A 25,801-nucleotide genomic window follows, 5' to 3' on the forward strand; every position below is an offset into this window, starting at 1 on the left:
AAACCCCCACCAACACCCGGCGCCGGGGGGTGCCCGCTATTTTGTTTCCGGGGGCCCCCCCCCCCCCCGGGGGGGGCCCCCCCCCCCCCCCCCCCCCCCCCCCCCCCACGGAAGGGGGCTCAGCCCTTGCTGACCGCCGTGAGGATCTCCGGCAGCCGGTACGCGGTGCGCGGCGCCGCCAGCCGCAGGCCCGCCCACACCAGCAGCCCGCCGTAGACCGCGCCGAGCGGGAACAGCAGCCACAGGAAGGAGTGCAGGTCGGCGACGTGGAGCCAGATCGTCGCCCCGATCACCGGGCCGCACAGCAGCGCCCCCGCGACCATGCCGCCGAGGATCGACATCCACGCCAGGCCGCCCTGGCCCGGGGCCGCGCTCTTGAAGGCGCCGTCCTGCGGGATCGAGTACGGGAAGGCCGCCGAGGTGAACGCCCCGGCCCCCGTCATCGCGCCCAGCAGGGCCAGGGCGAGGCCCAGCCCCTCCGGCAGCACCGACCAGTCGCCCAGGAGCGCCGCCGTGCCCACCGTCACCAGGACCGTGAACGGGAGCGTGACCAGCAGCAGCGCCAGCGCCCGCGCGCGGAGCTCGGCGTAGGCGTCCGCCGGGGTCGAGATCGTCTGGGCGACCATCCAGAACGCCGAGGTGTCCTGCCCGAACTGGTTGTACATCTGGATGCCGAGCATCCCGGTGGCGAAGCAGGCGAAGTAGATCGACCCCGTGCCCTGGACGGCGTTGAGGAACGGCACGATCGCCCCGACCGCCAGCGAGGAGACCCAGGACGCCTTCGTCTTCGGGTCCCGCCACATGTAGCGCAGACCGCGCTCCATCACCGTGCCCGTACGGCCGCCGGGCAGCAGCCGCGCCAGGCGGCCCCGGCCGGCCTTGTCCGCCGCGGTCGCGCCGCTGGCCGCCCCGATCGTCGAGCCGTCCGGCGCCGTCATCAGCGTGACCAGGCTCCGCTGCCACCACACGAGGAGCGCGCAGAGGACGAGGACCGTCACGGCCGACTGCCCCGCCGCGACGCCGTAGTCGCCTCCGGACGCCGCGTCGACGGCCGCGACCGCCGAGGCGGGCGGCAGCCAGCTCACGACGGCCGCGACCGGCTCCAGCGAGGACAGGCCCCCCGCCCTGCCGAGCTGCTGCGCCCCGAAGTTGACGAACTGGATCCCCACCGCGATCAGCAGACCGCTCAGCACCGCCAGATCACGGCCCTTGCGCGAGGTCAGCAGCCGTACGTTGGCAGCCGCGACCGCCCGCGCCAGCGCCACGCACACCAGCACCGTCAACGGCACGGCCACCACCGCGACCAGCACGCCCGCAGCGCCCCGCGCCAGGGCCAGGACGGCGCCGAGCGCCATGCACAGCGTGAACGCCGGACCGATGCCGATCAGCGAGGAGACGAGCAGCGCCCGGACCAGCGGCCGGGGCCGCAGCGGCAGCATCACGAGCCGCGAGGGGTCCAGCGTCTCGTCGCCGCCCGCCGCGAACAGCGGCATCACCGCCCAGGCGATCGCCAGCACGCCGATGAGCAGCACGGCGATGATGTCGGCGTCGGCGTTGCCCCGCATCAGCACGAAGGCCAGGAGTATCGCGGCCGCGAAGACCGCGGCGCACACGGCCGAGGTGACGAACACGGCGGTGCGTCCGCTCGACTGGCGCAGTCCGTTGCGCAGCAGCGCCAGCTTGAGCCCGACGAAGACGGAGGTGAGGGAGGGCGCGGAGGGGGAGGGGGCGGAGGCCGCCGGCGCGGCCGTCGGGGCGCTCATCGTCCCGTACCGCCGCTGCCGCCCGCGCCGTTGCCGCCGCCGAGATCCTTCCCGGCCCCACCGGCCCCACCGGCACCCGCGTCCCGGATCGCGCCGCCGCCCAGCCAGTCCAGCGACTCGCCGGTGTCCCGGCCCTGCGCCCCGACGAGCTCCAGGAACGCGGCCTGCAGGGAAGGCGCCTCGCCGCGGACCTCCGCGAGCGGGCCCTGCGCGCGGATGCGGCCGGCCGCCATCACCGCGACCCAGTCGCACAGCGACTCCACCAGCTCCATCACGTGGCTGGAGAACACGACGGTCGCGCCCGACGCGGTGTACCGCTCCAGGACGCCCCGGATGGTCTGCGCGGAGACGGGGTCGACACCCTCGAACGGCTCGTCCAGGAAGAGCACCTCGGGGTTGTGCAGCAGCGCGGCCGCCAGACCGATCTTCTTGCGCATACCGGTGGAGTAGTCCACCACCAGCTTGTGCTGCGCGCCCGCCAGGTCCAGGACGTCGAGCAGCTGGGTGGCCCGCTTGTCGACCTCCGCGCCGGGCAGGCCGCGCAGCCGACCGGTGTACGCGAGGAGTTCCCGCCCCGACAGCCGCTCGAAGAGGCGCAGCCCCTCCGGCAGGATGCCGATCCGGGCCTTGACCTGCGCCACCGACTCCGGATCGGCCCAGACGTCGTGCCCGGCGACCAGCACGCGCCCCTGGTCGGGACGGAGCAGGCCGGTGATCATCGAGAGGGTGGTCGTCTTGCCCGCGCCGTTCGGTCCGACGAGGCCGATGAACTTCCCCGCGGGCAGGACGAGATCGACGCCGTTCACCGCGATCTGCTGGCCGAAACGCTTCCACAGCCCCTCGACGCGGACGGCGGGCGTCGCACCGGTGTCCGGTGCGCCGCCCGCCGCGTGGAACGCTTCGTCGAATGCCTGGTCAGGCATGGTCCGTCAACCCCTCGGTCGTCCCCGTGCGATGGAGGGACAACCTTACGGGGACGGCTCCTTGGCCGTCCGGTCAAGCGTTGCGGTCCCGCGCCGCCGCCGCTTCCCGGCCACACGCGTACGCGAGGGGGCTGATCAGCTCCTCCGCGTCGGGGAGCCAGCGGTTGGCGGCGGTCGGCCGCCGCGCCCACTGCACGGCGCCGTGCCCGCCGACCCGGGTGGGCGGCGCCGCCACGTAGTGGCCCTCGCCGCGCGTGAGCAGGTCAATCGAGGTCGGGGCCCAGCCGAGCTTGCGCACCAGGTCCGGCACCTTCGTCGCGGCACCGGGCAGGACGAAGAAGAACATCCGGCGGTCGGGGGTGCAGGTCACCGGGCCGAGCGTGAGCTCCATGCGCTCCATCCGGGCCAGCGCGAGGAAACCGGCCGCCTCGGGCACGTCGATCGCGTCGAAGGTACGGCCGGTCGGCAGCAGGATCGACGCCTTCGGCTGCTTCGACCACATGCGCCGCGCCCCGACGGCGCTGCCCGTCGCCTGGGTCGACCAGTCGGGCCTCGCCGGGTGGGCGCCCGGCGAGACGCAGCTGTCGACGCCGCAGGAGCAGCGCTCCCTGCCCTCGACGGCTTCCAGCCAGGTCCCGGGGAACACGTCCCAGTGCCGCTCTTCCGCGTACCGCACGGCGCAGTCCAGCAGCTGCTCGCCTCGCTGCTTGGGGATGTGTGCGGCTTCCGTGACTCCCATGGTCTCTTCCACGGTGAACACAACTGCCGCCGTCACCTGGAGTTACGGGCATGGGCCAAGAGCGGTGCGGGGCATCGATCCTGCACGCGGGGCGCATGGGTGCACGGGCGGGGGCGCGCGTGAGGCCCGGGCGCGAGGGCGGGGTAACCAGGGTGGGGGCCGGCGGCGGCGAGGGAGCGGCCGATGCGTCCGGTTTCGCGTGTTCACATCGGCATTGACCGGATATCCGTCGGGCAGTGATCAGTTCACTTCAGTCGGGTTCGACCGATCACCGACCGGAGCCACCGATCACGACCGGCCTCAGGGGGTTTGTCATGGCAGCCAGGCCACTCGTTGCCCGTCAGCCGAACGAACGGCTGCAGGCGCTCATTCAGGAGGCCGGGTGTTCCAACGCCGGCCTCGCCCGCAGAGTCAACATGGTCGGGGCCGAACGCGGCCTGGACCTGAGGTACGACAAGACGTCCGTGGCGAGGTGGCTGCGCGGGCAGCAGCCGCGCGGCCGGGCGCCCGGCGTCATCGCCGAGGCGCTGGGCCGCAAGCTGGGACGCACGGTCACGATCGACGAGATCGGGATGGCGAACGGCCGGAACCTCGCGGGCGGTGTGGGGCTGCAGTTCGCGCCGACCGTGCTGGGCGCGATCGAGCAGGTCTGCGAGCTGTGGCGCAGCGACGTGGGGCGCCGGGACTTCCTGTCGGGTTCGACGGTGGCGGCCTCCGCGCTGGTCGAGCCGAGCCGGGACTGGCTGATCACCGGCGCGGACGCGCAGGTGGCCCGGTCGGCGGGGGCGCGGGTCGGGTCGGCGGACGTGGCGGCGGTCCGGGCCATGACGAGCGCGCTGGTCGACCTGGACCGGCGGTTCGGCAGCGGGCACGTGCGGCCGGTGCTGGTGCACTACCTCAACAGCGCGGTGTCCGGGCTGCTTTCGGGGTCGTACCGCGAGTCGGTGGGCCGGGAGCTGTTCGGGGCGGTCGCGCGGCTCACCGAACTGGCCGGGTACATGGCCGTGGACACCGGGCAGCCGGGTCTGGCCCAACGCTATTACATCCAGGCGCTGCGGCTCGCGCAGGCGGCGGGCGACCGCGGCTACGGCGGCTATGTCCTCGCGGCCTCGATGAGCCACCTGGCGGCGGACCTGGGGAACCCGCGCGAGATCGCGCAGTTGGCGCGGGCGGCGCAGGAAGGGGCGCGGGGGCACGTCACGCCGAGGGCGGAGGCGATGTTCTACGCCGCGGAGGCCCGGGGGCACGCGCTGCTCGGGGACGTCCGCTCCTTCGAGGTGGTGGCGGGGCGTGCCGTACGCGCGCTGGAGCAGGCCGATCCGGAGTCGGGCGAGGACCCGGCGTGGATCGCGCACTTCGACCACGCCTATCTGTCGGACGAACTGGCGCACTGCTACCGCGACCTGGGGATGCCGGCGGAGGCGGCGCGGGCGGCGGAGGACTCGCTGCGCGGGCATCCGGAGACGCGGGCGCGGCGGCGGGCGATCGGCCTGGTGCTGCTGGCGTCGGCGCAGCTGCAGCACCGGGAGGTGGAGCAGGCCTGCGACACGGGCTCGCGGGCGGTGGAACTGCTCGCCACGCTGCGGTCGTCGCGGGGCGCGGAGTATCTGGACGATCTGAAGGACCGCTTCGAGCCGTTCGCCCGGGAGCCGGCGGTACGGGAGTTCGGGGCGCGGCTGGAGACGCTCGCCGCGTGACGGGGGTCACGAGGGCCCGGGCGGTGCGGCGGCCCGGGCGCGCGTGGGGGCTTTGTAGCGGGTTTCACACGCGTGTGCGGACCGCTGGGCGCACCCGGTAGCGTGAGCCGACGATTCCGTAGGTCCATCAGTAGGAGTCCCGGTGACGCAAAGCGGACAGGGTCCGGAGCCGCAGTATCCGCCGGCGGTACGGCCCGCGCACGAAGGTGTCGTGCTGCCCGCAGAAGGCGGCGCGGAGGGCGGCCCGGCCGCCGGCCCCGCCGGCGGTCAGCCGTGGGGCGGTGCCTGGGGTCCCGGCGGCGGCCGTCCGGGCGGCGGGCAGCCCCTGCCCCCGGCGCAGCCGCTGCCGCCGGAGACGGTGCCGGGCGCGGCCGCGGACATGCAGGCGACGCAGTACATCGCCCCGTTCCCGCCCCACGGCGGGCAGCCGGGCCCCATGCCGGGTCCGATGCCGGGCACAGCGCAGGGCCAGGGCGGGGCACCCGGGCAGGGCCACGGGCCGGGCCCGATGCCGGGTCCGATGCCGGGCGCCGCGCAGGGTCAGGGGCCGGGGTCCGCGCCGGGGGCGATACCCGGGGCGCACCCGCACCAGTCGTCCGGGCCGCTTCCGCCGCAGGGCGGGTACGGCTATCCGCAGCAGGCGCAGGCGTCCGGGGGAGACCCGCGCGGGCAGCAGGCGCCGGGGCCGCTTCCGCCGCAGGGCGGGTACGGCTATCCGCAGCAGGCGCAGGCGGCCGGCGGGTACGGCTATCCGCAGGCCGGGGCCGCCGACGACATGCAGGCGACCCAGCACATCCCGCCGGTCACCGGGCAGGGCGGCGGCTCCGACACCCAGTTCCTGGGGACCGGGCCGCTGAGCCGGCAGCCGGCCGGCGCCTCCGACGCGACGCAGTACATCGCTCCCGTACCGTCGCAGCCCGCCGGTGAGCGGCAGCCGCCCGCCGAGTTCGACAACCTCTTCCGCAGCGACTCGACGCAGCACCTGCCGCAGCAGCCGCCGCACCACCAGGCCCCCCAGCCCCCGCAGCACCACCAGCCTCCGTACGGGAACCAGCCGCAGGGGCCGCGGCCGCCGCAGCCGTACGGATTCCAGGACGCCTACTACGACGGCGACGACGAGCCCGCGCCGCGCCGGAAGTCGCCGGTCGCGCTGATCGCCGCCGTCGTCGTCGGCTGCGCGGTCGTGGGGCTGGGCGCCGGGGCGCTGCTCAGCGGCGGGGACGACGACAAGGGCGAGAAGCCCGGCCAGAGCGCGAGCGCCGGTACGGGCGCCCCGTCCACCACCGCCCCGACCGAGAAGGCCGCCGACCCCGCCGAACCGCAGGCGCAGGCGCTCGACAAGCTGCTCGCGGACAGCAACAACAGCCGGGACGCGGTGATCCGCTCGGTCGAGTCCATCAAGCAGTGCAAGAACCTCGACCAGGCCGCCACCGACCTGCGGGGCGCCGCCGCGCAGCGCCGGGAGCTGGTGACACGCCTGGGGGGCCTGTCCGTCGACAAGCTGCCGGACAACGCCGCGCTGACCGCCGCCCTCACCAAGGCGTGGCAGGCGTCGGCCTCCGCCGACGACCACTACGCCGCCTGGGCCGTCCAGATGAAGGCCAAGAAGGCGTGCAAGGGGGGCAAGGCCCGGAGCACCAGCCGGACGGCCGAGGCGAACAAGAAGAGCGGCGAGGCCACCACGGCCAAGCGCGAGGCGGCCGGGCTGTGGAACCCGACCGCCACGAAGTACGGCCTGCCGCAGCGGACCCCGACCCAGCTCTGAGGCCGGACGCCCGCGTCCGTAAGGGGGCTCAGGGAGCGCTGAGGACGGTCTCGCCGACGTCCACGAAGCCGGGCTTCTGCGCCACGAGCCGCCCCTGGCGGACCACTTGGAACGTCACCTCGTGGTTGACGATCCGGGGGAAGCCGGGGGCGCCGAGCATGTCCTCGTAGTGCCAGCGCAGTTCGGGTGTGAGGCCGCCGGTGTCGATCCGGACGCCCTGGTCGAGGGCGTGCGAGACGGCGCTCGCCTCGACGGAGTCGGTGTCGAGGGACTCGATCACCTGCTTCAGGACGGTGTACGCGATCCAGGTCGTCTGGACGCCCGCGTCGGAGGGGTCCACGCGGTTGTCGGCGAAGGCGTGCTCCTGGATGACCTTGCGCATGGGCTCCCAGCGCGGGTCGTCCGCCTCCGGGTACCAGCCGGTGACGTACGCGCCCTCGAAGGGGCTGCGGGCGCCGCCCGTGCGGTCGATGACCGGCTGGCTGACGCTGCCGAGGACCGAGGAGATCCGTACCCCGGACGTCTTCTTCGCGTCGCCCCCGGCCGAGCCCTCGCCGCTCCCGCCGCTCCCGCCGTCCCCGCCGTCCTCCGTGGCCGGGCTCCCGTTCGCGGGCAGGCGGCGGAAGGAGTCGAAGAAGGTCTGGGTGCGCTCGCCCAGGACGGCGGCCACGCAGCCGTCCTCCCGCCCGGCCTTGCTGCGGGCGCGGCCGGCCTGCTGGGTGTACTCGGCGGCGTCCTCCAGGGCCGGGATGTCGGTGGCCCCACCGTGCCGGGAGGTGCGGAGCCCGGAGTCGAGGAGGGCGGGCAGCTTGTCGCCGGCGATGGTGTCGGGCCGGACGAGGGAGACCTTGCGGCAGGACTCGGCCAGCTGCATGCCGTGGCCGGCCATGAGGGAGGCCTGGCCGCCGTTGACCGGATAGGAGAGCGGGCTGGTGAACTCGTCCTCGGAGATGCCGTAGCCCCCGACGTACGGGATGCCCGCCGCCTCCAGGGGGGCCATGAAGCCCCGGCCGTTCTGGCTGTAGGAGCCGACGACGGCGACGACGTCCTCGCGGACCGCCCGGCGGGCGCAGGCGGCGGCGCCGGCGGAGGTGTTCTGTTCGTTGCAAGTGAGGATGCGCAGCTCGTGGCCGTCGATGCCGCCCGTGGAGTTGATCCAGCGGGCGTAGGCCTGCGCCATGGCGGGCATGCCGGGCATGTTGGTGGCCCGGGTGCCGTCGGGTGCCCAGGTCATCACGGTGACGGGCTCCCTGGAGCCCCCCGTGGCCCCAGGGATCACGCCGCAGCCGGCGAGCAGTGCCGCGCCTGCCGTCGCCGTCGTGACGTACGCGAGGAGTGAGGTCAGTCGCCTACCGGTCATGGGCATGCACATTTCCGCCTCACGGGTAACGCGGGAGTGAGCATGGTTCAACGGTGGGTGACGCGAAGGTGAATTACGGGGGCCGGTCGGCCGTCAAGAATGGGGAACGTACGATCGAAAGGTGTCCAGTCCTGTCTCCGGTTCGGTGAACTCTTCCCGTCGCGGCCGTCGCTCCCCCACCATGGGCGGCATGCCGCTCAACGACATGCCCTGGTGGCGCTGGCGCAGTAACGTGCGCTCGGCGCTGCACATGCTCTCCGACCCCGGGTTCCACGAGACGACCTGGCTGGCCGGCCACGAGGGGTACGGCGACGTCACCGACGCCGTCTACCGCCTGGTCGAGGACACCTGGCTGGACAACTGGTCCGCCGAGAAGTACGTCGGGACGATCTTCCGCGACTCGGGCGAGGCCGCCCTGGTGGACGTCGCCGTGCTGCGCGTGCTGCGGATCATGCACCAGGTGGGCCCCGACGCGCCGGTCTCGGCCTACATGGAGCACCACGGCTGGCCGGAGGCGGTCCGGGCCGCCCGCGAGGCACACGTGCGGATGGCGTCGGCGGACGGCGAGGACCCGGACGAGCCGCCCCGCTCCCTGGACGTCCTGCGCATCATGACGCGTTCCGCCTGACGGACGCCGTCCCTGACGGGCCCGCGCCGTGTGGCAGGCTAGCGGGATGACCGACCAGTACGTCCTCACTCTCTCCTGCCCCGACAAACAGGGCATCGTGCACGCCGTGTCGAGCTACCTCTTCATCACCGGCTGCAATATCGAGGACAGTCAGCAGTTCGGAGACCGGGACACGGGTCTCTTCTTCATGCGCGTCCACTTCTCGGCGGAGGCGCCGGTCACGGTGGACAAGCTGCGGGCGAGCTTCGCGGCGGTGGGCGACGCGTTCACGATGGACTGGCACATCAACCGCGCCGACGAGCGCATGCGGGTCGTGCTGATGGTGTCGAAGTTCGGTCACTGCCTCAACGACCTGCTGTTCCGTTCGCGGATCGGGGCGCTGCCCGTCGAGATCGTGGCGGTCGTCTCCAACCACACCGACTTCGCCGAGCTGGTGGGCTCGTACGAGATTCCGTTCCGGCACATTCCGGTCACCAAGGAGAACAAGCCGGAGGCGGAGGCGGAGCTGCTGGAGCTGGTCCGCTCCGAGCGGGTGGAGCTGGTCGTCCTCGCCCGGTACATGCAGGTGCTCTCCGACGACCTGTGCAAGCAGCTCTCCGGCCGGATCATCAACATCCACCACTCCTTCCTGCCGAGCTTCAAGGGCGCGAAGCCCTACCACCAGGCGCACACGCGCGGGGTGAAGCTGATCGGCGCGACCGCGCACTACGTGACGGCCGATCTCGACGAGGGGCCGATCATCGAGCAGGAGGTCGAGCGGGTGGGCCACGAGGTCACCCCGGACCAGCTGGTGGCGGTCGGCCGCGACGTGGAGTGCCAGGCCCTGGCCCGCGCCGTGAAGTGGCATGCCGAGCGGCGCATCCTCCTCAACGGCCGCCGCACGGTCGTCTTCGCCTGACGTCTCGCGGCCCGGGCGGCCGGGCGGTCCCGGCCGGACGGGACTCTCGGCACACGCCCTACAGCCTGCTCAGTGACGCCGCCGCGAAGAGGACGTCCCTGATCGCCTCCCGGTCGCCGTCCTGACCGGCCGCCGCCTCCTCCGGAGGCACGTGGCCCGCGACGAGCTGGCAGAACTCGACCCCGTCCATGGCCACCTGGGCCACCGCGTGGTCCGGGGAGCCGACGGCCGCCGGGGAGTCCAGGGCTATGTACCAGTGGCCGCCGCCCGAGCCCTCGACCTCCAGATGGAGCGAGCGGCCGGGGGCGCCCGCCGCGACCAGATGGCGGGGCGGTGAGGCCAGGCCCGCGCGACGGCGTCCCGCGAGGGCGGCCGGAAGCAGCCGGGCCGCCAGGTCGATCATGTCGTGCAGGTGCGGGCCGCTGGGCGGTTCGTACGGATACGCCACCGCGTTGGCGATGTCGTCGGCGTGCACCCAGCATTCGAAGGCCCGCTCCAGCAGCGAGTCCCGCAGCGGCAGCGCGAAGTCGCCGTAGGTGACGGTCATGTCGGCGACGCCCCGCCCGGCGAAGGACACCGTGCGGATCAGCGTGTGGCTCTGCTCCCGCCACGGCTCGCGGACCTTGCGCGTCGGCGGATGGTACGAGCCCTGCCAGTACGCCTCCGTGCGCGCCGTGGGGGCCTGTTCCGGTGCGTCGGCGCCCAGCGGGTCGTCCAGGCCGAGCGCCGTCGAGACCAGGCCGTCCACGGTCAGCAGATGCCCGATCACCCCGGCGACGGTCGTCTTGCGCCGGGCCGGGCGCTCGCCGTCGAACCACTTCAGCCGCACCGGGGCGTGCCACTCCGACTCGCCGATGTCCCGCAGCAGCGCGTCGAGGCGGGCGGTCTCCGCGTCGTACGGGGTCGCCCAGGCGGGCACCGGGATACGGGCGGGGCGGCGGCCCAGGCAGTTCTCCAGGACCCGGGAGCGCAGCAGCGGGTCGAGGTCCAGGTCCCGCTCGGCGTGCAGCAGGCCGACGGCGTCCCGCAGCCGCAGCGCCTCGTCCGCGCAGGGGGCGCACTCGGTCAGGTGGTCCTCGACGGCCTGGGTCTCCTCCGGGGAACACGCGGAGAGTGCCCAGGCCCCGAGCAGGGACTTGAGCACGGCGTGGGTCGGGGGCGCGGCGGGCGGCGCGGGCTCGGCCACGGGCGCCGGGTCGGGCGGGGGAGCGGGCGCCGGGTCGGGCGCCGTCACCGCGTCGGGGCCGGGCGGCGGCTCCGGGTCCCGCATCGACTCCGGTTCCGGCTCCGGCTTCGGTTCCGGCTTCGCCTCCGGCGGGGGAGCGGGCGCCGGGGGCGCGGAGAGGTCCGCGTGGTCGTCCGGGGCCCAGCGCGGCCCGGGTATGCGGGGAGCGCGCGCGACCTCGTCCGGGTCGCCGTTCGCGTCGTTCACAGCGAACGTCCGTAGCCGGGCGGTGAGGAGTTCTCCAGCGGGCGGGTGTTCGCCGTGGACAGCAACTGCAGTCCGAGCCGCAGCCGGCGCCGCGCCTCGTCCTCCGTGACACCGAGGTCGGCCGCCGTCTGGCGATAGTCGCGCCGCTGGAAATAGGCCAGTTCCAGCGCGGCCCGCAGCGGCGCCGGCATCGACGTCACGATGTAGTCCGCGCGGGCCGCGACCGAGGCCCGCCGCACCTTCTGCTCCAGCTCCTCCGCCGAGCCCTCGCCGGTCTCCGCGAACGCCGTCGCCTCGTTCTGCCGCAGCCGGTGCACGGCCTGCCGCTGGGTGAGCTTGGCGACCCAGGAACGGAGGTTGCCCTGCTTCGGGTCGTAGGCGTCGGGGTTCTCCCAGACGTAGCCGAAGACCTCCCGGGTGACCTGGTCCGCCGCGTCGTCGTCGTCCAGCACCCGGTGGGCGAGGCTGTGCACCAGGGAGGCGAACCGGTCGTACAGCTCGCCGAGCGCGGCCGCCTCACCGCGCGCGAGCCGCTGCTGCATCCTGCGGTCCCAGCGCGGTGGTGTGTCCTTCGCCATACGAAGCCCTCCGGAGCTCTTCGGCGCCCTCCCGACCCGAGTTCACCGTCCAAAGTAATGCGCCGCACCGGCACACACCCCCCTTTGCGACAAGTGCGCCCCCCGGACCGGCCCTGGATGGTAAGGAAAGCGTCATTCCGTGCACGATGGGTTTCAGTGCGACGAGAGCGGGCAGCGGGAGGGGACAGGAACGACTCCCTCCGCTTGAAGGGCGCGCCGCGTGACGCTCACCGTCGACGAAGACGAGCAGGGCCCCTGGACCGTGCTGCGGGTCCAGGGGGAACTCGACCTGGTGACGTCCCCTGTGGTCCGCAGACGCGTGCACGCGGCCGTCGCGGTCGGCCGCCACCACGTCGTCCTCGACCTGTCCGGCGTCGAGTTCTGCGACTCCAGCGGGGTCGGCGTCCTCATCGCCTCCCGCCGGCTGATGCGTTCCTGCGGCGGCCGGCTGCGGATGGTGCTCCCCGCGCGCGGCGACCTGGAGGGCTCGCACGTCAACCGGGTGCTGGCCGCGCTGGGCGTCCGGCGGCTCTTCGACGTGTACGCCGACACCGCCGACGCGGTCGACGAGCGCGCCCGCCCGCTTCCCGTGGACTCCCTCGCCGGTCAGACCGCCTCCGTACCCCCGCAGTCGTCCTCCGGGCGGCGCCTGACCGCTCCGCCCCTCTCGGCATAGGGCGCCTCCGCGTCGTAAGGTCCGCACATGGAGCCCATGGAATCCGAGCAGCTCTACCAGCGCCGTATCGCCTCCCGCTTCGCCGCGTTCGATCAGGACGGTGACGGGACCATCTCCCGCGAGGACTTCAACACGGCGGCGAAACGCCTCCTGACGGAGTTCGACACCTCCTTCCGCTGTGACAAGGGCCAGGCGCTGGTCACCGGCGCCGAGGCGTTCTGGCAGGGCATGGCGGGGATCGCCGACGTCGACGGCGACCAGCGGGTGAGCCAGCAGGAGTTCGTCGGCGGCGCGATCAAGCGCCTGCACGACCACCCCGAACGCTTCGCCGAGATCGCCCGGCCCTTCCTGCACGCCCTGTTGGCCATCGCCCCCACCAGGGACGACGTGGAACGGGCGCTGCGGGCGCTCGGCATCGAGCAGTCGGCGGCGTCCCTGAGCGCCCGTTCGCTGCCGGCCGACGACGCGGGCAAGATCGACGAGGAGGCGGCCGTGACCGCCTTCGCCCGCTACTTCATGACGGAGGTCCGCGAGGCCTAGGTCGTGTCCGACGGGTCATGTGACCGGAAAGTGGCGAGATCGTTCCGGTGGGTGTTCGGCGGTCGGTGATGACGCGTCCGCTGCCGCCCCGGCCCACGTTCTTCGGAAGGTGCGGCACCGTGACCGTCGCAGCCGTTCGCCTCCGGCTGCGCCCATGACCCGCCGAACAGCCTTGAGCCGCGTGCGGTCAACTCAGCCGGTTGTCGGCGTACACAGCCATCGCATCGCGCTGGTAGACGGCGAGACCGACGGCGATCTTGTCGAAGTTGGCCCGCATCCGCGGGTCGTCGACATAGGTCTGGCCCACACCCTTGTACGCGGCCGCGGTCGGGGTCCAGAACCGGCAGATGCCCTGGTAGTTGGCGTCCACCTCGTCCTGAACCGCAGGGTCGGACACCGGCGTGCCGGCCATCATGAACTCCGCCATACGGATCATCTGCGCCGTCACCTCACGTTGCCAGCGCTCCATCTCCTCGGAGGTCATCGCATCGACGGCCTGCCGGGACTGCTCCCATGCCTGCGGCCACCGCTCCCGTACCTCGGCCTCTGCCTCTGCCGCGGAGGGGGCCTGGAATCCCTCGAACAGGTTCTCCGGCTTGTTGATCTTCGTCATATCGCCCTTGCCCTTGCCTTCTTCCAGTTCGGCGATGGTGCGGCCGACCGTACGGGCCAGCGTCTCCAGCCGATCCCGCTCCGCGAGCAGCCGTCGGTGGTGCTCACGGAGCACAGTCACCTGGTCGAGCCGGCGGTCCAGGACCGTCTGGATCTCGCGCAGCCCCAGGCCCAGCTCCCGCATCAGCAGGATCTGCTGCAGCCGCAGCAGATCGGCCTCCTCGTAGTAGCGGTGCCCGTTGCTCCCGATCCGCGCGGGCGGCAGCAGGCCGATCTCGTCGTAGTGCCGCAGCGTCCGCGAGGTCACCTTGGACATCCGCGCCACCTCCGCGATAGGCCAAACCACTGCCGGTGCCTCCCTCGCCGGGCCGGTCTCTCCGGCCACACACATGACCGTAGAAGTTGCCGCAACGGAAAGCGCAAGCCCGAAGCCCCCGCCGCGGACCTGTCGTTCACGCCGGCGGTGGTGCGCCCCACAACGGCGAGAGCGAGGAGCCGGCCGAGTCCGAATGCTCCTAAACCCTGTGTAACCGACCTATGACTCTATGGTGCCCCGGGGGCGGGCGTGTCCCCATTGCGTTCCGGGGCGCGACGGCCCGTCGCTTGGGTTCGGGTCTGTCTGTTTGCAACACATGAAGAAGCATTCATACGAATACGACGAGTACGTCTCCGGAGTGCGTGCCGAGCCTTCGAACTGCTCCGGGGCGGACGCCCACAGGGGTACGGATGGCGAGCACACGCCGTGCCTCTACTGCCGGGCGTTGGAGCAGGCCGACAAGGAGGCCGGCCGCCGTTCCCGCCGGGAGAGATAGCGAATCGTCGCGGCGCCCCGGTCGGCTGAGGATTGACGTGGTGCGGAGGCCCGGCCCGCGACGCGTGTCGGCAGGGGGGGGCGGGCCTGAGCGAGGCCTGAAGCCCTCTCAGGCGTACCGTTCGCGCAGCTTGTACTTGAGGACCTTCCGCAGGGTCTCGTTGCGGGGCAGGGCCTCCACCACCTCCAGTTGCTCCGGCAGCTTGTGGACGGAGAGGCCCTGCGCGCGCAGGAAGTCCGTCACCGACGCCAGGGTCAGCGGGCCCGCCCCGGGCGGCTGTTCGATCACCGCGCAGACCCGCTCGCCGCGTTCGGCGTCCGGCAGGCCGACGACGGCGGCGTCGCCGACGGCCGGGTGCCGGTGCAGCAGGTCCTCGATCTCCTTGGCGGAGATGTTCTCTCCCTTGCGGATGATGATGTCCTTGATCCGGCCGGTGAGGACCAGGTGCCCGCTCGGCGTCAGGTGGCCCACGTCGCCCGTGATCAGGAAGCCGTCCTCGTCGAAGGCGGCCGCGGTCTGCGCCGGGTCCAGATAGCCCTGGCAGACCGCCTCGCCGCGGAGCCGGACCCCGCCGTCGTCGGCGATGCGTATCTCCATGCCCGCGGGCGGCCGCCCCTCCGTGGTCGCCAGGTTCTCGGCGGTGTCGTCCGGCGACCCCATGGTGATCATCGGGACCTCGGTCATGCCGTACCCGTGGGTGAGCTCGCAGCCCATCTCCCGCACCACCGCGTGGTAGACCTCCGGCGGCTTCGGCGCGCCGCCGCCCGCGAGCAGCCGCAGGGTCGGGATGAGCGGCTCCCCGGGCCGCTTGCGCTGCTCGGCCAGGAACATCGAGTAGAAGGCGGTGGACCCGCCCGCCACGGTCACGCCGTGCGCGCGGTACTCCTCCAGCGCGTCGGGGAGCGCGAACTGCTCGAACATCACCGCGGGAAAGCCGTACAGCAGGAGCATCACCGTGTAGTCGGGCCCGGCGATATGGGCGTACGGGAAGGCCATCGAACCCACGTCCTCGGGGGTGAGGCGCAGCGCGTGGGCGAGGCAGGAGCCGCCCGCGATCAGGGAACGGTCGGTGTGCAGCACGCCCTTGGGGTCGGAGGTGGTGCCCGAGGTCCAGTAGATCCAGCGGACCGAGGTCCCCTCGGCGGGCGGCGGCGGCAGGACGGCGGGGTCGCCGTCGGGCAGGGAGTCGTACGCCTCGAAGACGCCGCGCGCGCCGAGCCGGCGGGCCATCTCCGTGTGGTCGAAGCCGCGCCACACCCCGGGCACGGCGAAGAACTCGGCCTTCGACTCGCGCAGCGCGAAACCGACCTCGCGGTCGCGGTAGAAGGGGATGACCGGCGACTGCACGGCGCCGAGGCGGGCCAGGGCGAAGGTGAGCACCGCGGTCTCGATGCGGGTGGGCAGCTGCCAGGCGACGACGGTGCCGGGGCGGACGCCCATGGCGTACAGGCCGGCGGCGCACCGCTCGGCGCGGTCGCGCAGTCCGCCGAAGGTGAGGGACCGCTCGCCCTGGAGCAGGACGGGCCGGTCGGGGGTGCGGCCGGCCCGCCGTTCCACCAGCTCCCACAGGGTGCGCGAGCCGCCCAGCGCGTGCGCGGTGGCGGTCTCGTCCGGGGCGTGGGCGGTGTCGGTCACGGCGCCTCCTCGGTCTCGGCTGAACCTGACGAAGCGTCAGATGGTGCGGAGAGCGTAGAGGCCCGCTCCTTGTCGGTCCAGGGGTGCGGAGCTAGCCTGAGAGCCGACGGTATCTGACGGGTCATCAGAAATGGGAGTGGGTCCATGACCGAACTGCCCCGCATCATCAGCGTCGACGACCACGTGATCGAACCCGCGCACCTCTTCGAGACCTGGCTCCCCGCCAAGTACCGCGACCGCGGACCGAAGCCCCTGACCGCCGGGATCGGGGAGCTGGCCTACGTCGGCGGCAAGTACCGGATCACCATGGACCCCGACGGCCCGCCGACCGACTGGTGGGTCTACGAGGACCTGAGGTTCCCGTACAAGCGCAACATCGCCGCCGTCGGATTCGACCGCGACGACATGACGCTGGAGGGCATCACCCGCGCCGAGATGCGCCCCGGCTGCTGGGACCCGGCCGAGCGGCTCAAGGACATGGACCTCAACCACGTCGAGGCGTCCCTGTGCTTCCCGACCTTCCCGCGCTTCTGCGGCCAGACCTTCGCCGAGGCCCACGACAAGGAGGTCGCCCTCGCCTGCGTGCGCGCCTACAACGACTGGATGGTCGAGGAGTGGTGCGGCGACAGCGGCGGCCGGCTCATCCCGCTCTGCATCATCCCGCTCTGGGACATCGACCTGGCCGTCGCCGAGATCCGGCGCAACGCCGCCCGCGGGGTCAGAGCGGTGACCTTCTCCGAGATCCCCACCCACCTCGGACTGCCGTCGATCCACTCCGGCTACTGGGACCCCTTCTTCGCCGTCTGCCAGGAGACCGGCACGGTCGTCAACATGCACATCGGCTCGTCCTCGCAGATGCCGGCCGCCTCCCCCGACGCCCCGCCCGCCGTCCAGGCCGCCCTGAGCTTCAACAACGCCATGGCCTCGATGATGGACTTCCTCTTCAGCGGCGTCCTGGTGAAGTTCCCGACGCTGAAGCTCGCCTACAGCGAGGGCCAGATGGGCTGGATCCCGTACGCCCTCGAACGCGCCGACGACGTCTGGGAGGAGCACCGCGCGTGGGGCGGGGTGCGCGACCTGGTCCCCGAGCCGCCCTCCACGTACTACTACCGGCAGATCTTCTGCTGCTTCTTCCGCGACAAGCACGGCATCGCCTCGCTCGACGTCGTCGGCCGGGACAACGCCACCTTCGAGACCGACTACCCCCACGTCGACTCCACCTTCCCGCACACCAAGGACGTCGCCCTCGACCACGTCAAGGGGCTCGACGACGAGACCGTGTACAAGCTCATGCGCGGCAACGCGATCCGGATGCTGGGCCTGGACCTCGTCTGATGGACCTGACGTACACCGCCGAGGAGGAGGAGTTCCGGGCGCGGCTGCGGGCGTGGCTCACCGCCGTCCTGCCCACCCTGCCGCCCAGGCCCGACCCGCTGGACTGGCCGGGCCGGCGCGCCTACGACTGCGGCTGGCAGCGGCGGCTGTACGAGGCGGGCTACGCGGACGTGCGCTGGGACGCCCCGCCGACCCGGCTGCTGATCTTCCTGGAGGAGACCGAGCTGGCCGGCGCGCCCTACGTCGGCGCCAACTTCGTCGGGCTGCTGCACGCCGGGCCGACCATCGCCGCCGAGGGGACGCCGGAACAGCGCGAGCGCTGGCTCCCGCCCGTGCTGCGCGGCGACGAGGTGTGGTGCCAGGGGTTCAGCGAGCCGGACGCCGGCTCCGACCTCGCCTCCCTGCGGACCCGCGCCGTCCGGGACGGCGACCACTACGTCGTCTCCGGATCCAAGATCTGGACCTCGCACGCGGAGGTCGCCGACTGGTGCGAGCTGCTCGTGCGGACCTCGTCGGACCCGGACGCCGGGAAGCACCGGGGCATCAGCTGGCTGGCCATGCCCATGGACACGCCCGGGATCACCGTCCGGCCGCTGCGGACGCTCGCCGGCTCGGCCGAGTTCGCCGAGATGTTCCTCGACGAGGTGCGGATCCCCGTCTCCCACCGGGTCGGCGAGGAGAACGACGGCTGGCGCGTGACGATGGTGACCCTCTCCTTCGAGCGCGGCACCGCGTTCGTCGGCGAGGTCGTCGCCTGCCGCCGGGTCCTCGGCGAACTGGCCCGCGCCGCCCGCTCCAACGGCACCTGGGACGACCCGGCGGTCCGGCGGGCGCTCGGCAGGCTCGGCGCCGAGTTCCGGGCCCTGTGGCGGCTGACCCAGTGGAACGTCAGCGAGGCGGAGGCGACGGGCGGAGTGCCGGGGATGGGCGGCTCCGTCTTCAAACTGCGGTACTCCCACGCCCGCCAGGAGCTGTACGACACGGCCGCCGCCGTCCTCGGCCCGGACGCCCTCGACCTCGGGCACGAGTGGACCCAGGACCGGCTGTCCTCGCTCTCGTACACGATCGCCGCCGGCACCTCCCAGATCCAGCGCAACATCGTCGCCGAGCGCATCCTCGGCCTGCCGAAGGGACGGTGAGCGGCACGTGGACTTCCGGCTGACGGACGACCAGCAGGCGCTCAGGAAGGGCGTACGCGAGCTACTGGAGCGCCGTTTCGACCGCGACGCGCTGCGGGCGGCGGCCGAGACCCCCGGCCGCCTGGACCGGGCGCTGTGGCGGGAGCTGGGAGCCGCCGGGTTCTTCGCGCTGCGGGTGCCGGAGGCGGACGGCGGCGTCGGCCTGGGGCTGCCGGAGGCGGTGCTGGCCTTCGAGGAGGCGGGGCGGGCGCTGCTGCCGGGCCCGCTGGTGGCGACCCACCTGGCGGCGGGGGAGGTGGCGGGCGCCGCCGAGGGCGAGGTGGTGGTGACGGCCCCCGACGGGGCGCTGGTGGAGTGGCTGGACGCGGCGGACGTGGTCCGGGGCGATGTCGGGGGCGCCCGGCCCGTGCGGTCGGTGGACCCGCTGACGCCGCTGCACCGCCTGCCGGGGACCGCCGGAGCGGCGCGGGAAGGGCGGCTGACCGGCGCGCTCCTCACCGCCGCCGAGCAGCTCGGGAGCGCGGCGCGGACCACCGAGACCGCCGTGGCGTACGCGCGGACCCGGGAACAGTTCGGCCGGCCCATCGGCGCCTTCCAGGCCGTCAAGCACCTGTGCGCGGGCATGCTCGTACGGACCGAGGTCGCCCGCGCCGCCGTCTACGCCGCCGCCGTGACCGGCGACCCCGTCGAGATCGCCGGGGCCAAGCTCCTCGCCGACGAGGCGGCCGTGGACTGCGCCCGCGACTGCCTCCAGGTGCACGGCGGCATGGGCTTCACCTGGGAGTCCGACGTCCATCTGCATCTGAAGCGGGCCTGGGTGCGGGCCCGGCGGTGGATGCCCAGGGCCGTCGCCGAGGAGGCGGAGGCGGCGCACCTGTCGCCGTGGTGACCCCGCGCGCTCACGGAGCGTCGATATCGGGTTGTGTCCTTCGGGCGGGCCGTCACGGCCCGGAGTCGGGGCGCCGCTCCGGTACCCTCCGTGGGATGCGAGTGGTTGTGCTCCCGGTTCGTCCCGGTGTTGCCCGTGCGGCGGCTCCGGCGCCCGGAATGCCTGCCGCTCGCGCCCCCTGGAGGCGCCGTACGCGCCCCTGTTCGACTACCCGCAGCGCGCGTCGCACAGTATGGGCCATGCGTACTCCTTCGCGCTGGAATATGCCCGAAGCGCTTGTTGCGGTGACTGTACGTCAACCATGCTGTCTCGCAAGGAAATCACGTTCCGTCAGGGCGTCGATGGCTGTTGTGAGGCGCGAGGCGATGTGTCCGCCGGTTCGGATGGTGTGAGCGGTGCAGGTGCTTCAGGTTCAGTTGGAGGTCGGGCCCGACCCGGCCGAGGTGGGGCGCGCCCGGCGATGGGCCCGTTCGAGGCTCGCCGGATCGGGCATAGGGGACGACGAGCCGCTCGCCGACACGCTGGTGCTGCTCATCTCCGAGCTCGTCACCAACGCCGTGGTGCACACCGGCTGTCCGGCCGTGCTGCGCATGCTGTTCGGCGCGGGCTGTCCGGAGGCCGGGACGGTACGGGTGGAGGTCGCCGACCGGAGCGACCGCCCGCCCCGCCCCCGCCACGCCGAAGGCGAGGACACCAACGGCCGCGGCCTCGAGCTGGTCGACGGCCTCGCCGACCGGTGGGGCTGGCAGCCCGAGGGCGCCGGGAAATCCATCTGGTGCGAGATCGACCGGGGAGCACCGACGGCCGCGCCGGCCGTCACACCCCCCGCCGGGCCGCCCGCCCAGGTCTCCGTGGCGCATTACTGACCGCACGGTCATGCCCGTCGGGCCCCGGCGTCAGAGGATCGCGACCGGGGCCACCGGCGTGCCCGTACCGCCCACGAAGGGCTCGGGCATCGCGGAGAGCAGGAAGGCGTAGCGGCCGCTCTGTGCACAGGCTGTGGACAGACTTTCCAGATTCCAGTTCTGGCCCTGGAGCATGCCCATCTCCACCAGGTCGAGGGCGTGCACCGGCAGCCAGAGATCCTCGATCTCCGGCGGGAAGATCTCGAAGGTGAGCGTGTCGTTGGCGACGGCCGCCACGTCGCGGGCGTGGAACCACTCCGGCGTACGGATCGACAGCCCCGGGGACGGAAAGGCGTAGCCGTGCCTGTCCCCGGCCAGATACGACCGCATCTGGCCCGTGCGCACCAGCACGATGTCGCCGGACCGCACGGACACCCGGCCGAACTCCGCCGCCTCGTCCAGATCCTCCGGCGTCACCGCGTGATCGCCCGGCAGCCGGTCCACCCCCTTGGCGGAGGCCACGTCCAGCAGCACGCCCCGGCTGACGACGTGCCGGGCCGTGTGGATGCCGCTGAACTCGGAGCGGCCGTGCGGGGTGATCGTCGCCGCCGGGCGGCCGTTGTAGATCCGGCCCGAATGCGAGACATGGGTCAGCGCGTCCCAGTGGGTGGCCGCCTGCAGCCCGAACGTCACGGCGTCGTCGCTGGTCGCGACCGTACCCGGCCCGAACAGCTCCTGATTGACCTGGACCATGACGTGCAGCGGGTTCACCCGGCCCGGGATCATGCCGGTCTGCACGCCGTCCTGCTTCAGATCGAGGGCCAGCGGTATCCGCTGGCCCGACCGGACCGACAGGACCGCCTCCCGCACCACCGCGTCGGTGATCAGGTTGAGCGTCCCCACCTCGTCCTGCGGACCCCAACGCCCCCAGTTGTTGACCCGCTCGGCGATGTCGTGGAAAGCGGGGGGCAGCGCCGGGGGGTGAGCGGCGGGACGTGACATCGGGGCCTCCGCGGGTCTTGTTCTCCGGTATCCGACGGGCCGTAGAATCCAGCTGACGAACGAATCTAACGGACCGTCAGAAAATGCGGGAAGGGGTCGGGCGTGGGGAACTTCTTGGCAGGCAAGGTCATCGCCGTCACGGGCGCGGGGCGGGGCATCGGACGGGCCGTCGCCCTCGCCTGCGCGGCCGAGGGCGCGCGGGTCGTGGTCAACGACTACGGCGTCTCCATCGAGGGCGGGGAGCCGACCTCCGAGGTCGCGCTCCGTGTCGTCAAGGAGATCGAGGCGGCCGGCGGCACCGCCGTCGCCGTCGCCGACGACATCTCCACGATGGCCGGCGGGCAGCGGATCGTGGACGTGGCGCTCACGGAGTACGGACAGCTCGACGGCGTCGTCTGCGTCGCCGGCATCCTGCGCGAGCGGATGCTCTTCAACATGTCGGAGGAGGAGTGGGACCCCGTGGTCGCCACCCACCTCAAGGGCACCTTCACCGTCTTCCGGGCCGCCTCGGCGGTCATGCGCCGGCAGGGCGGCGGCACGCTCATCGGCTTCACCAGCGGCAACCACCAGGGCTCGGTCGCCCAGGCCAACTACTCCGCGGCCAAGGGCGGGATCATCTCCCTCGTCCGCAGCGCGGCCCTCGGCCTGCACAAGTACGGGGTCACGGCGAACGCGGTCGCCCCCGTCGCCCGCACCCGGATGTCGGCCAACGTGCCCATGGAGCTGAAGGAGATCGGCGAACCGGAGGACGTGGCCGCCCTCGTCGTCTACCTGCTGTCCGACCGGGCCAGGGAGGAGCGGATCACCGGCCAGGTCTACACCATCGCCGGTCCCAAGATCGCGGTCTGGGCGCAGCCCAGGGAGCTGCGCGCGGGGTACGCCGAGGGCGGGGCGTGGACGCCGGAGCGGATCGCCGACTTCCTGCCGGGGACGGTCGGGACGGACCCGATGCCGATGCTGGCGCGCCTGGAGGAGATGTCCCGGGCCGCCGCCTCGGGGAGCCGCCCCAACGCCGGGACGGAGCCGACGTCATGAGGGGGGTGGTGTTCGACGGCAGGCGGGTCGAGGTCGTGGACGACCTGGAGATACGCGACCCGGGACCCGGCGAGGTGCTCGTCGCGGTCGCGGCCGCGGGGCTCTGCCACAGCGACCTCTCGGTCGTCGACGGCACGATCCCCTTCCCGGCGCCCGTCGTCCTCGGCCACGAGGGCGCCGGAGTCGTCGAGGCCGTCGGCCCCGGCGTCACCCATGTCGGCCCCGGCGACCACGTCGCCCTCTCCACCCTCGCCAACTGCGGGGCCTGCGCCGACTGCGACCGCGGCCGCCCCACCATGTGCCGCAAGGCGATCGGCAGGCCAGGGCAGCCGTTCTCCCGGGCGGGGCGGCCGCTGTTCCAGTTCGCCTCGAACTCCTCCTTCGCCGAGAAGACCGTCGTCAAGGCCGTCCAGGCCGTACGGATCCCCTCCGACATCCCCCTCACCTCGGCGGCGCTCATGGGCTGCGGGGTCCTCACCGGCGTCGGAGCCGTACTCAACCGCGCCCGGGTCGACCGCGGCGAGAGCGTCGTCGTCATCGGCACCGGCGGCATCGGGCTCAACGTCCTGCAAGGCGCCCGGATCGCCGGCGCCCTCACCGTCGTCGCCGTCGACACCAACCCGGCGAAGGAGGAGACGGCCCGCCGCTTCGGCGCCACCCACTTCCTGACCTCGGCCGACGGCGTACGGGAGATCCTGCCCACCGGCGCCGACCACGTCTTCGAGTGCGTCGGACACGTGGGCCTCGTCCGCACCGCGATCGACCTGCTCGACCGGCACGGCCAGGCGATCCTGCTCGGCATGACCGCCCCCACGGCGGAGGCGAGCTTCCCGCCCGCCGCGATGTTCCTGGACAAGTCGATCCTCGGCTGCCGCTACGGCTCCTCCCGGCCGCAGAAGGACATCGCCCTCTACGCCGAGCTGTACCGCGAGGGCCGCCTCCTCCTCGACGAGCTGGTCACCGCGACCTACCCGGTGGAGGACTTCGCCAAGGCGGCCGAGGACGCGGAACAGGGGCGGGTCGCGCGGGGGGTGCTGACCTTCGGGTGCTGACCTTCAGGTGAGGGCCGGCGCCCGCCGGGCCGGTGTACGACGGGCGCCGATCGCAGGTCGGGTGGGTGCCGGCCGGGCCGGTGCCCGGGGCGCCTCGCGTGCGGGGTGCCGGGTGCCGCCGGTCAGTCCGCCGCGCCCGCGCGGAAGGTGCGGCGGTAGGCCGTCGGGGTCACCCCGATCGCCGCCTGGAGGTGCGAGCGCAGCGACTGGGGCGTGCCGAAACCGGCGCTGTGCGCGATCCGGTCGACCGGCAGGTCGGTGGACTCCAAGAGGTGGCGGGCGTGCTCCACCCGCTGCCGGGTCAGCCACTGACCGGGGCTGACACCCACCTCCTCCCGGAAGCGGCGGGTGAACGTCCGCACGCTCATCGCCTCCCGGGCCGCCAGGTCCCGCAGCTGGATCGGCTCGTGCAGGTGCGCCAGCGCCCAGGCGCGCGCCGCCGTGGTGGTCGCCGTCCCCGGCTCCGGGAGGGGGCGTGCGATGTACTGCGCCTGCCCGCCGTCCCGGTGCGGCGGTACGACGGTCCTGCGGGCCACCTCGTTGGCGACCGCCGTGCCGTGGTCCCGGCGCACGATGTGCAGGCACAGGTCGATCCCGGCCGCGACGCCCGCCGAGGTCAGCACGTCGCCGTCGTCGACGAAGAGGACGTCCGCGTCCACCAGGACGCTCGGGAAGAGCCGCTGGAAGTGCGCGGCCGAGGCCCAGTGCGTGGTGGCCGGCCGGCCGTCGAGACGGCCGGCGGCGGCGAGGACGTACGCGCCGGTGCAGATGGAGACGAGCCGGGTGCCGGGCCGGATGTGGGCGAGCGCGGCGGCCAGCTCGTCGGTCAGCCGGCCCTCCTCGTAGACGGGCCCGAGTTCGTAGGAGGCCGGAACGACCACCGTGTCCGCCGTCGCCAGCGCCTCCGGTCCGTGCTCCACGTGGACGGCGAAGTCCGCGTCCGTGGCGACCGGCCCGGCGACCGGGGCGCAGGTCACGATCGTGTAGAGCGGACGGCCCGCGGCGTCCTTGGCGCGGCCGAAGATGCGGTGCGGAATGCCCAGTTCGAAGGGGAGGAGACCGGGCAGGGCCAGGACGGCTATGCGGTGCGGCACGAGGAAATCCCTTTGTGGTCCAGACCAATTACTGCTACAAGTCGGGTCCGTGACGGACAAGCCATCGGAGCACTCCCCGCCCCACCCGTACAAGTCCGGGGTCCGGGTCGCCCCTCCCGTGCCGATCGGGGCCCCGGCCCTCTGGAACCGTAACTTCCGGCTCTTCTTCGTGGCCAGGGCCGCCGCCGTGTTCGGCGAAGGCATGGTCCCGGTCGCGCTCGCGGCCGGGCTGCTCGGCGCCGGGCACTCCGGCTCCTCCGTCGGCTACGCCCTGGGTGCCTGGATCGGTCCCTTCGCGCTCTTCGTCGTCGTCGGCGGCGTGCTCGCGGACCGCTTCACCGCCCGCCGGATGATGATCATGGCGGATCTGCTGCGGCTGCCCGGCGCGGCCGTCCTCGCGGTCTCCTTCGCCGCCGGCGGCCCGCCGCTGTGGAGCGTCTACGCGCTCTCCGCCCTCAGCGGTGTCGGCGCGGCCCTCTTCCAGCCCGGCGTCGCCTCCACCATCCCGCGCATCGCCCCGGACGTGCAGCGCGCCAACGCCGTCCTGCGGGTCGTCGAGTCCCTGATGACGATGGCCGGCCCGGCGGTGGCCGGACTCCTCGTCGCGCTCTCCGGCGCGGGCGCGGCCTTCGCCGCCAACGGCCTGACCTTCGTGGTCAGCGCCCTCTGCCTCTTCCTCATGCGGATCCCGGCCGCCCCCGCCGACACGGCCGTGCGCGGTTCCCTCGGCTCCGAGATGGCCGTCGGCTGGCGGGAGTTCAGGGCCCGCAGCTGGCTGTGGGGGGTCATCGCGATCTGGACGGTGTACGGGCTGACGGTGGCGGGCCCGATGGTCCCGCTGACCGCCACCCTCGTCACCGGGGAGCACGGCTCGGCGGCGTACGGCGTGCTGATGGCCGTGCAGGGCGCGGGAAGCGCGGCCGGCGGCCTGCTCGCCCTGCGGCTGCGCCCGCGCCGACCGCTGGCGGCGGGCGCGGTGGCCCTGCTCGGCCTGCCGGTGAACCTCGTCCTGCTCGGCTCGGGCGCGTCCGTGCAGGTGCTCGGCGCGGGCCAGTTCCTGGGCGGGGCGGCGTTCGCGTTCTGGCTGGTGATGTGGTCCACCTCGGTCCAGACGCACGTGCCGCAGGACGCCCTGAACCGCATGCACGCCTACGACGTGGCCGGATCGCTGCTGATGATGGCGGCCGGCCGCGCGCTCGCGGGCCCGGTGGCGGAGGCGGTGGGCGCGGAGCGGGTGCTGCTGGCGGGGGCGGGGATCGCGGTGCTCGTGGTGGCGGCGCTGCTGCTGGCCCGGCCGATCAGGACGCTGCCGCGGGCCGGCGGCCCCGCCGTAGGGGGATGATGTCCCGATC

Annotated in this window: 22 protein-coding genes and 1 pseudogene; 13 read left to right on the plus strand and 10 right to left on the minus strand. The window is 73.2% G+C overall.

Features of this window, described 5'->3' with window-relative positions:
• Positions 1 to 119: 119 nt before the first annotated feature.
• The 3 genes from ACZ6RC_RS06520 to ACZ6RC_RS06530 form a co-directional block, all read right to left on the minus strand.
• Positions 120 to 1,763 carry a transporter gene (locus ACZ6RC_RS06520; RefSeq protein WP_469579709.1) on the minus strand — a complete coding sequence of 548 codons (1,644 nt, stop codon included), beginning with the start codon at positions 1,761 to 1,763 and terminating at the stop codon, positions 120 to 122.
• The gene (locus tag ACZ6RC_RS06525; protein ID WP_469579711.1) at positions 1,760 to 2,686 is read right to left on the minus strand and encodes an ABC transporter ATP-binding protein; all 927 of its coding nucleotides are present in this window, start codon (positions 2,684 to 2,686) and stop codon (positions 1,760 to 1,762) included. The genes ACZ6RC_RS06520 and ACZ6RC_RS06525 overlap by 4 nt, the downstream gene beginning before the upstream one ends.
• Positions 2,687 to 2,759: 73 nt before the next feature.
• Positions 2,760 to 3,446: a bifunctional DNA primase/polymerase gene (locus ACZ6RC_RS06530; protein WP_391143896.1), complete on the minus strand. Its 687-nt coding sequence runs from the start codon at positions 3,444 to 3,446 to the stop codon at positions 2,760 to 2,762.
• 293 nt (positions 3,447 to 3,739) lie between these two features.
• Here ACZ6RC_RS06530 and ACZ6RC_RS06535 point away from each other — a divergent pair, with 293 nt between their 5' ends.
• Complete coding sequence (locus ACZ6RC_RS06535) at positions 3,740 to 5,122, plus strand: transcriptional regulator (RefSeq protein ID WP_469579712.1); 1,383 nt, start codon at positions 3,740 to 3,742, stop codon at positions 5,120 to 5,122.
• Positions 5,123 to 5,264: 142 nt separating this feature from the next.
• Complete coding sequence (locus ACZ6RC_RS06540; protein WP_469579714.1) at positions 5,265 to 6,887, plus strand: hypothetical protein; 1,623 nt, start codon at positions 5,265 to 5,267, stop codon at positions 6,885 to 6,887.
• Positions 6,888 to 6,915: 28 nt separating this feature from the next.
• Here the strand turns inward: ACZ6RC_RS06540 and ACZ6RC_RS06545 are convergent, their stop codons facing one another.
• Positions 6,916 to 8,247 carry an ABC transporter substrate-binding protein gene (locus tag ACZ6RC_RS06545; protein WP_453612747.1) on the minus strand — a complete coding sequence of 444 codons (1,332 nt, stop codon included), beginning with the start codon at positions 8,245 to 8,247 and terminating at the stop codon, positions 6,916 to 6,918.
• A gap of 181 nt (positions 8,248 to 8,428) precedes the next feature.
• On the opposite strand from ACZ6RC_RS06545, the gene ACZ6RC_RS06550 reads away from it, so the two are divergent.
• Positions 8,429 to 8,875 carry an SCO4402 family protein gene (locus tag ACZ6RC_RS06550; RefSeq protein WP_391144386.1) on the plus strand — a complete coding sequence of 149 codons (447 nt, stop codon included), beginning with the start codon at positions 8,429 to 8,431 and terminating at the stop codon, positions 8,873 to 8,875.
• Positions 8,876 to 8,921: 46 nt separating this feature from the next.
• On the plus strand, positions 8,922 to 9,773 hold the full coding sequence (gene purU, locus ACZ6RC_RS06555; RefSeq protein ID WP_453612750.1) for a formyltetrahydrofolate deformylase: 852 nt from the start codon (positions 8,922 to 8,924) through the stop codon (positions 9,771 to 9,773).
• A 58-nt stretch (positions 9,774 to 9,831) separates the two neighbouring features.
• Here the strand turns inward: purU and ACZ6RC_RS06560 are convergent, their stop codons facing one another.
• Together ACZ6RC_RS06560 and ACZ6RC_RS06565 are read right to left on the minus strand one after the other, a co-directional pair.
• Entirely contained in the window at positions 9,832 to 11,205 is a 1,374-nt protein-coding gene (locus tag ACZ6RC_RS06560; protein ID WP_469579717.1) for a zf-HC2 domain-containing protein, read from the minus strand.
• Positions 11,202 to 11,783: a sigma-70 family RNA polymerase sigma factor gene (locus ACZ6RC_RS06565; RefSeq protein WP_391143911.1), complete on the minus strand. Its 582-nt coding sequence runs from the start codon at positions 11,781 to 11,783 to the stop codon at positions 11,202 to 11,204. Before ACZ6RC_RS06565 ends, ACZ6RC_RS06560 begins: the two co-directional genes overlap by 4 nt.
• A 220-nt stretch (positions 11,784 to 12,003) precedes the next feature.
• On the opposite strand from ACZ6RC_RS06565, the pseudogene ACZ6RC_RS06570 reads away from it, so the two are divergent.
• Positions 12,004 to 12,369, plus strand: a pseudogene (locus ACZ6RC_RS06570) (STAS domain-containing protein); the annotation flags it as partial.
• Positions 12,370 to 12,495: 126 nt separating this feature from the next.
• Complete coding sequence (locus ACZ6RC_RS06575; RefSeq protein ID WP_391144389.1) at positions 12,496 to 12,999, plus strand: EF-hand domain-containing protein; 504 nt, start codon at positions 12,496 to 12,498, stop codon at positions 12,997 to 12,999.
• 187 nt (positions 13,000 to 13,186) lie between these two features.
• Here the strand turns inward: ACZ6RC_RS06575 and ACZ6RC_RS06580 are convergent, their stop codons facing one another.
• The gene (locus tag ACZ6RC_RS06580; RefSeq protein ID WP_469579719.1) at positions 13,187 to 13,957 is read right to left on the minus strand and encodes a MerR family transcriptional regulator; all 771 of its coding nucleotides are present in this window, start codon (positions 13,955 to 13,957) and stop codon (positions 13,187 to 13,189) included.
• Positions 13,958 to 14,531: 574 nt separating this feature from the next.
• Complete coding sequence (locus ACZ6RC_RS06585) at positions 14,532 to 16,058, minus strand: class I adenylate-forming enzyme family protein (RefSeq protein ID WP_469579721.1); 1,527 nt, start codon at positions 16,056 to 16,058, stop codon at positions 14,532 to 14,534.
• A 144-nt stretch (positions 16,059 to 16,202) separates the two neighbouring features.
• On the opposite strand from ACZ6RC_RS06585, the gene ACZ6RC_RS06590 reads away from it, so the two are divergent.
• From ACZ6RC_RS06590 to ACZ6RC_RS06605, 4 genes are all read left to right on the plus strand, one after another.
• Positions 16,203 to 17,393, plus strand: coding sequence for an amidohydrolase family protein (locus ACZ6RC_RS06590; protein ID WP_469579723.1), 1,191 nt, complete (start codon positions 16,203 to 16,205; stop codon positions 17,391 to 17,393).
• Positions 17,393 to 18,532: an acyl-CoA dehydrogenase family protein gene (locus ACZ6RC_RS06595; RefSeq protein ID WP_469579725.1), complete on the plus strand. Its 1,140-nt coding sequence runs from the start codon at positions 17,393 to 17,395 to the stop codon at positions 18,530 to 18,532. The genes ACZ6RC_RS06590 and ACZ6RC_RS06595 overlap by 1 nt, the downstream gene beginning before the upstream one ends.
• 7 nt (positions 18,533 to 18,539) lie before the next feature.
• Positions 18,540 to 19,421, plus strand: a complete 882-nt coding sequence (locus tag ACZ6RC_RS06600; protein WP_453612758.1) for an acyl-CoA dehydrogenase family protein — start codon at positions 18,540 to 18,542, stop codon at positions 19,419 to 19,421.
• A 395-nt stretch (positions 19,422 to 19,816) separates the two neighbouring features.
• On the plus strand, positions 19,817 to 20,287 hold the full coding sequence (locus ACZ6RC_RS06605; protein WP_391143926.1) for an ATP-binding protein: 471 nt from the start codon (positions 19,817 to 19,819) through the stop codon (positions 20,285 to 20,287).
• 30 nt (positions 20,288 to 20,317) lie between these two features.
• On the opposite strand, the gene ACZ6RC_RS06610 is transcribed toward ACZ6RC_RS06605, so the two are convergent.
• Positions 20,318 to 21,268: a cyclase family protein gene (locus tag ACZ6RC_RS06610; RefSeq protein ID WP_469579728.1), complete on the minus strand. Its 951-nt coding sequence runs from the start codon at positions 21,266 to 21,268 to the stop codon at positions 20,318 to 20,320.
• Positions 21,269 to 21,370: 102 nt separating this feature from the next.
• Here ACZ6RC_RS06610 and ACZ6RC_RS06615 point away from each other — a divergent pair, with 102 nt between their 5' ends.
• Both ACZ6RC_RS06615 and ACZ6RC_RS06620 read left to right on the plus strand, forming a co-directional pair.
• Positions 21,371 to 22,303: an SDR family oxidoreductase gene (locus ACZ6RC_RS06615; RefSeq protein ID WP_391143930.1), complete on the plus strand. Its 933-nt coding sequence runs from the start codon at positions 21,371 to 21,373 to the stop codon at positions 22,301 to 22,303.
• Complete coding sequence (locus ACZ6RC_RS06620; protein ID WP_391143933.1) at positions 22,300 to 23,355, plus strand: Zn-dependent alcohol dehydrogenase; 1,056 nt, start codon at positions 22,300 to 22,302, stop codon at positions 23,353 to 23,355. The genes ACZ6RC_RS06615 and ACZ6RC_RS06620 overlap by 4 nt, the downstream gene beginning before the upstream one ends.
• 122 nt (positions 23,356 to 23,477) lie before the next feature.
• Here the strand turns inward: ACZ6RC_RS06620 and ACZ6RC_RS06625 are convergent, their stop codons facing one another.
• Positions 23,478 to 24,449 carry a GlxA family transcriptional regulator gene (locus ACZ6RC_RS06625; RefSeq protein ID WP_469579730.1) on the minus strand — a complete coding sequence of 324 codons (972 nt, stop codon included), beginning with the start codon at positions 24,447 to 24,449 and terminating at the stop codon, positions 23,478 to 23,480.
• A gap of 49 nt (positions 24,450 to 24,498) precedes the next feature.
• Here ACZ6RC_RS06625 and ACZ6RC_RS06630 point away from each other — a divergent pair, with 49 nt between their 5' ends.
• Complete coding sequence (locus ACZ6RC_RS06630) at positions 24,499 to 25,791, plus strand: MFS transporter (RefSeq protein WP_469579732.1); 1,293 nt, start codon at positions 24,499 to 24,501, stop codon at positions 25,789 to 25,791.
• Positions 25,792 to 25,801 lie beyond the last annotated feature (10 nt).

Source organism: Streptomyces sp. NPDC048353 (assembly GCF_055587165.1).

Coding starts and splice junctions, on each gene's coding strand:
- ACZ6RC_RS06550 (WP_391144386.1), top strand. CDS start 8,429: ATGGGCGGCATGCCGCTCAACGACATGCCCTGGTGGCGCTGGCGCAGT.
- purU (WP_453612750.1), top strand. CDS start 8,922: ATGACCGACCAGTACGTCCTCACTCTCTCCTGCCCCGACAAACAGGGC.
- ACZ6RC_RS06520 (WP_469579709.1), bottom strand. CDS start 1,763: ATGAGCGCCCCGACGGCCGCGCCGGCGGCCTCCGCCCCCTCCCCCTCC.
- ACZ6RC_RS06620 (WP_391143933.1), top strand. CDS start 22,300: ATGAGGGGGGTGGTGTTCGACGGCAGGCGGGTCGAGGTCGTGGACGAC.
- ACZ6RC_RS06595 (WP_469579725.1), top strand. CDS start 17,393: ATGGACCTGACGTACACCGCCGAGGAGGAGGAGTTCCGGGCGCGGCTG.
- ACZ6RC_RS06575 (WP_391144389.1), top strand. CDS start 12,496: ATGGAATCCGAGCAGCTCTACCAGCGCCGTATCGCCTCCCGCTTCGCC.
- ACZ6RC_RS06525 (WP_469579711.1), bottom strand. CDS start 2,686: ATGCCTGACCAGGCATTCGACGAAGCGTTCCACGCGGCGGGCGGCGCA.
- ACZ6RC_RS06565 (WP_391143911.1), bottom strand. CDS start 11,783: ATGGCGAAGGACACACCACCGCGCTGGGACCGCAGGATGCAGCAGCGG.
- ACZ6RC_RS06535 (WP_469579712.1), top strand. CDS start 3,740: ATGGCAGCCAGGCCACTCGTTGCCCGTCAGCCGAACGAACGGCTGCAG.
- ACZ6RC_RS06610 (WP_469579728.1), bottom strand. CDS start 21,268: ATGTCACGTCCCGCCGCTCACCCCCCGGCGCTGCCCCCCGCTTTCCAC.
- ACZ6RC_RS06590 (WP_469579723.1), top strand. CDS start 16,203: ATGACCGAACTGCCCCGCATCATCAGCGTCGACGACCACGTGATCGAA.
- ACZ6RC_RS06545 (WP_453612747.1), bottom strand. CDS start 8,247: ATGACCGGTAGGCGACTGACCTCACTCCTCGCGTACGTCACGACGGCG.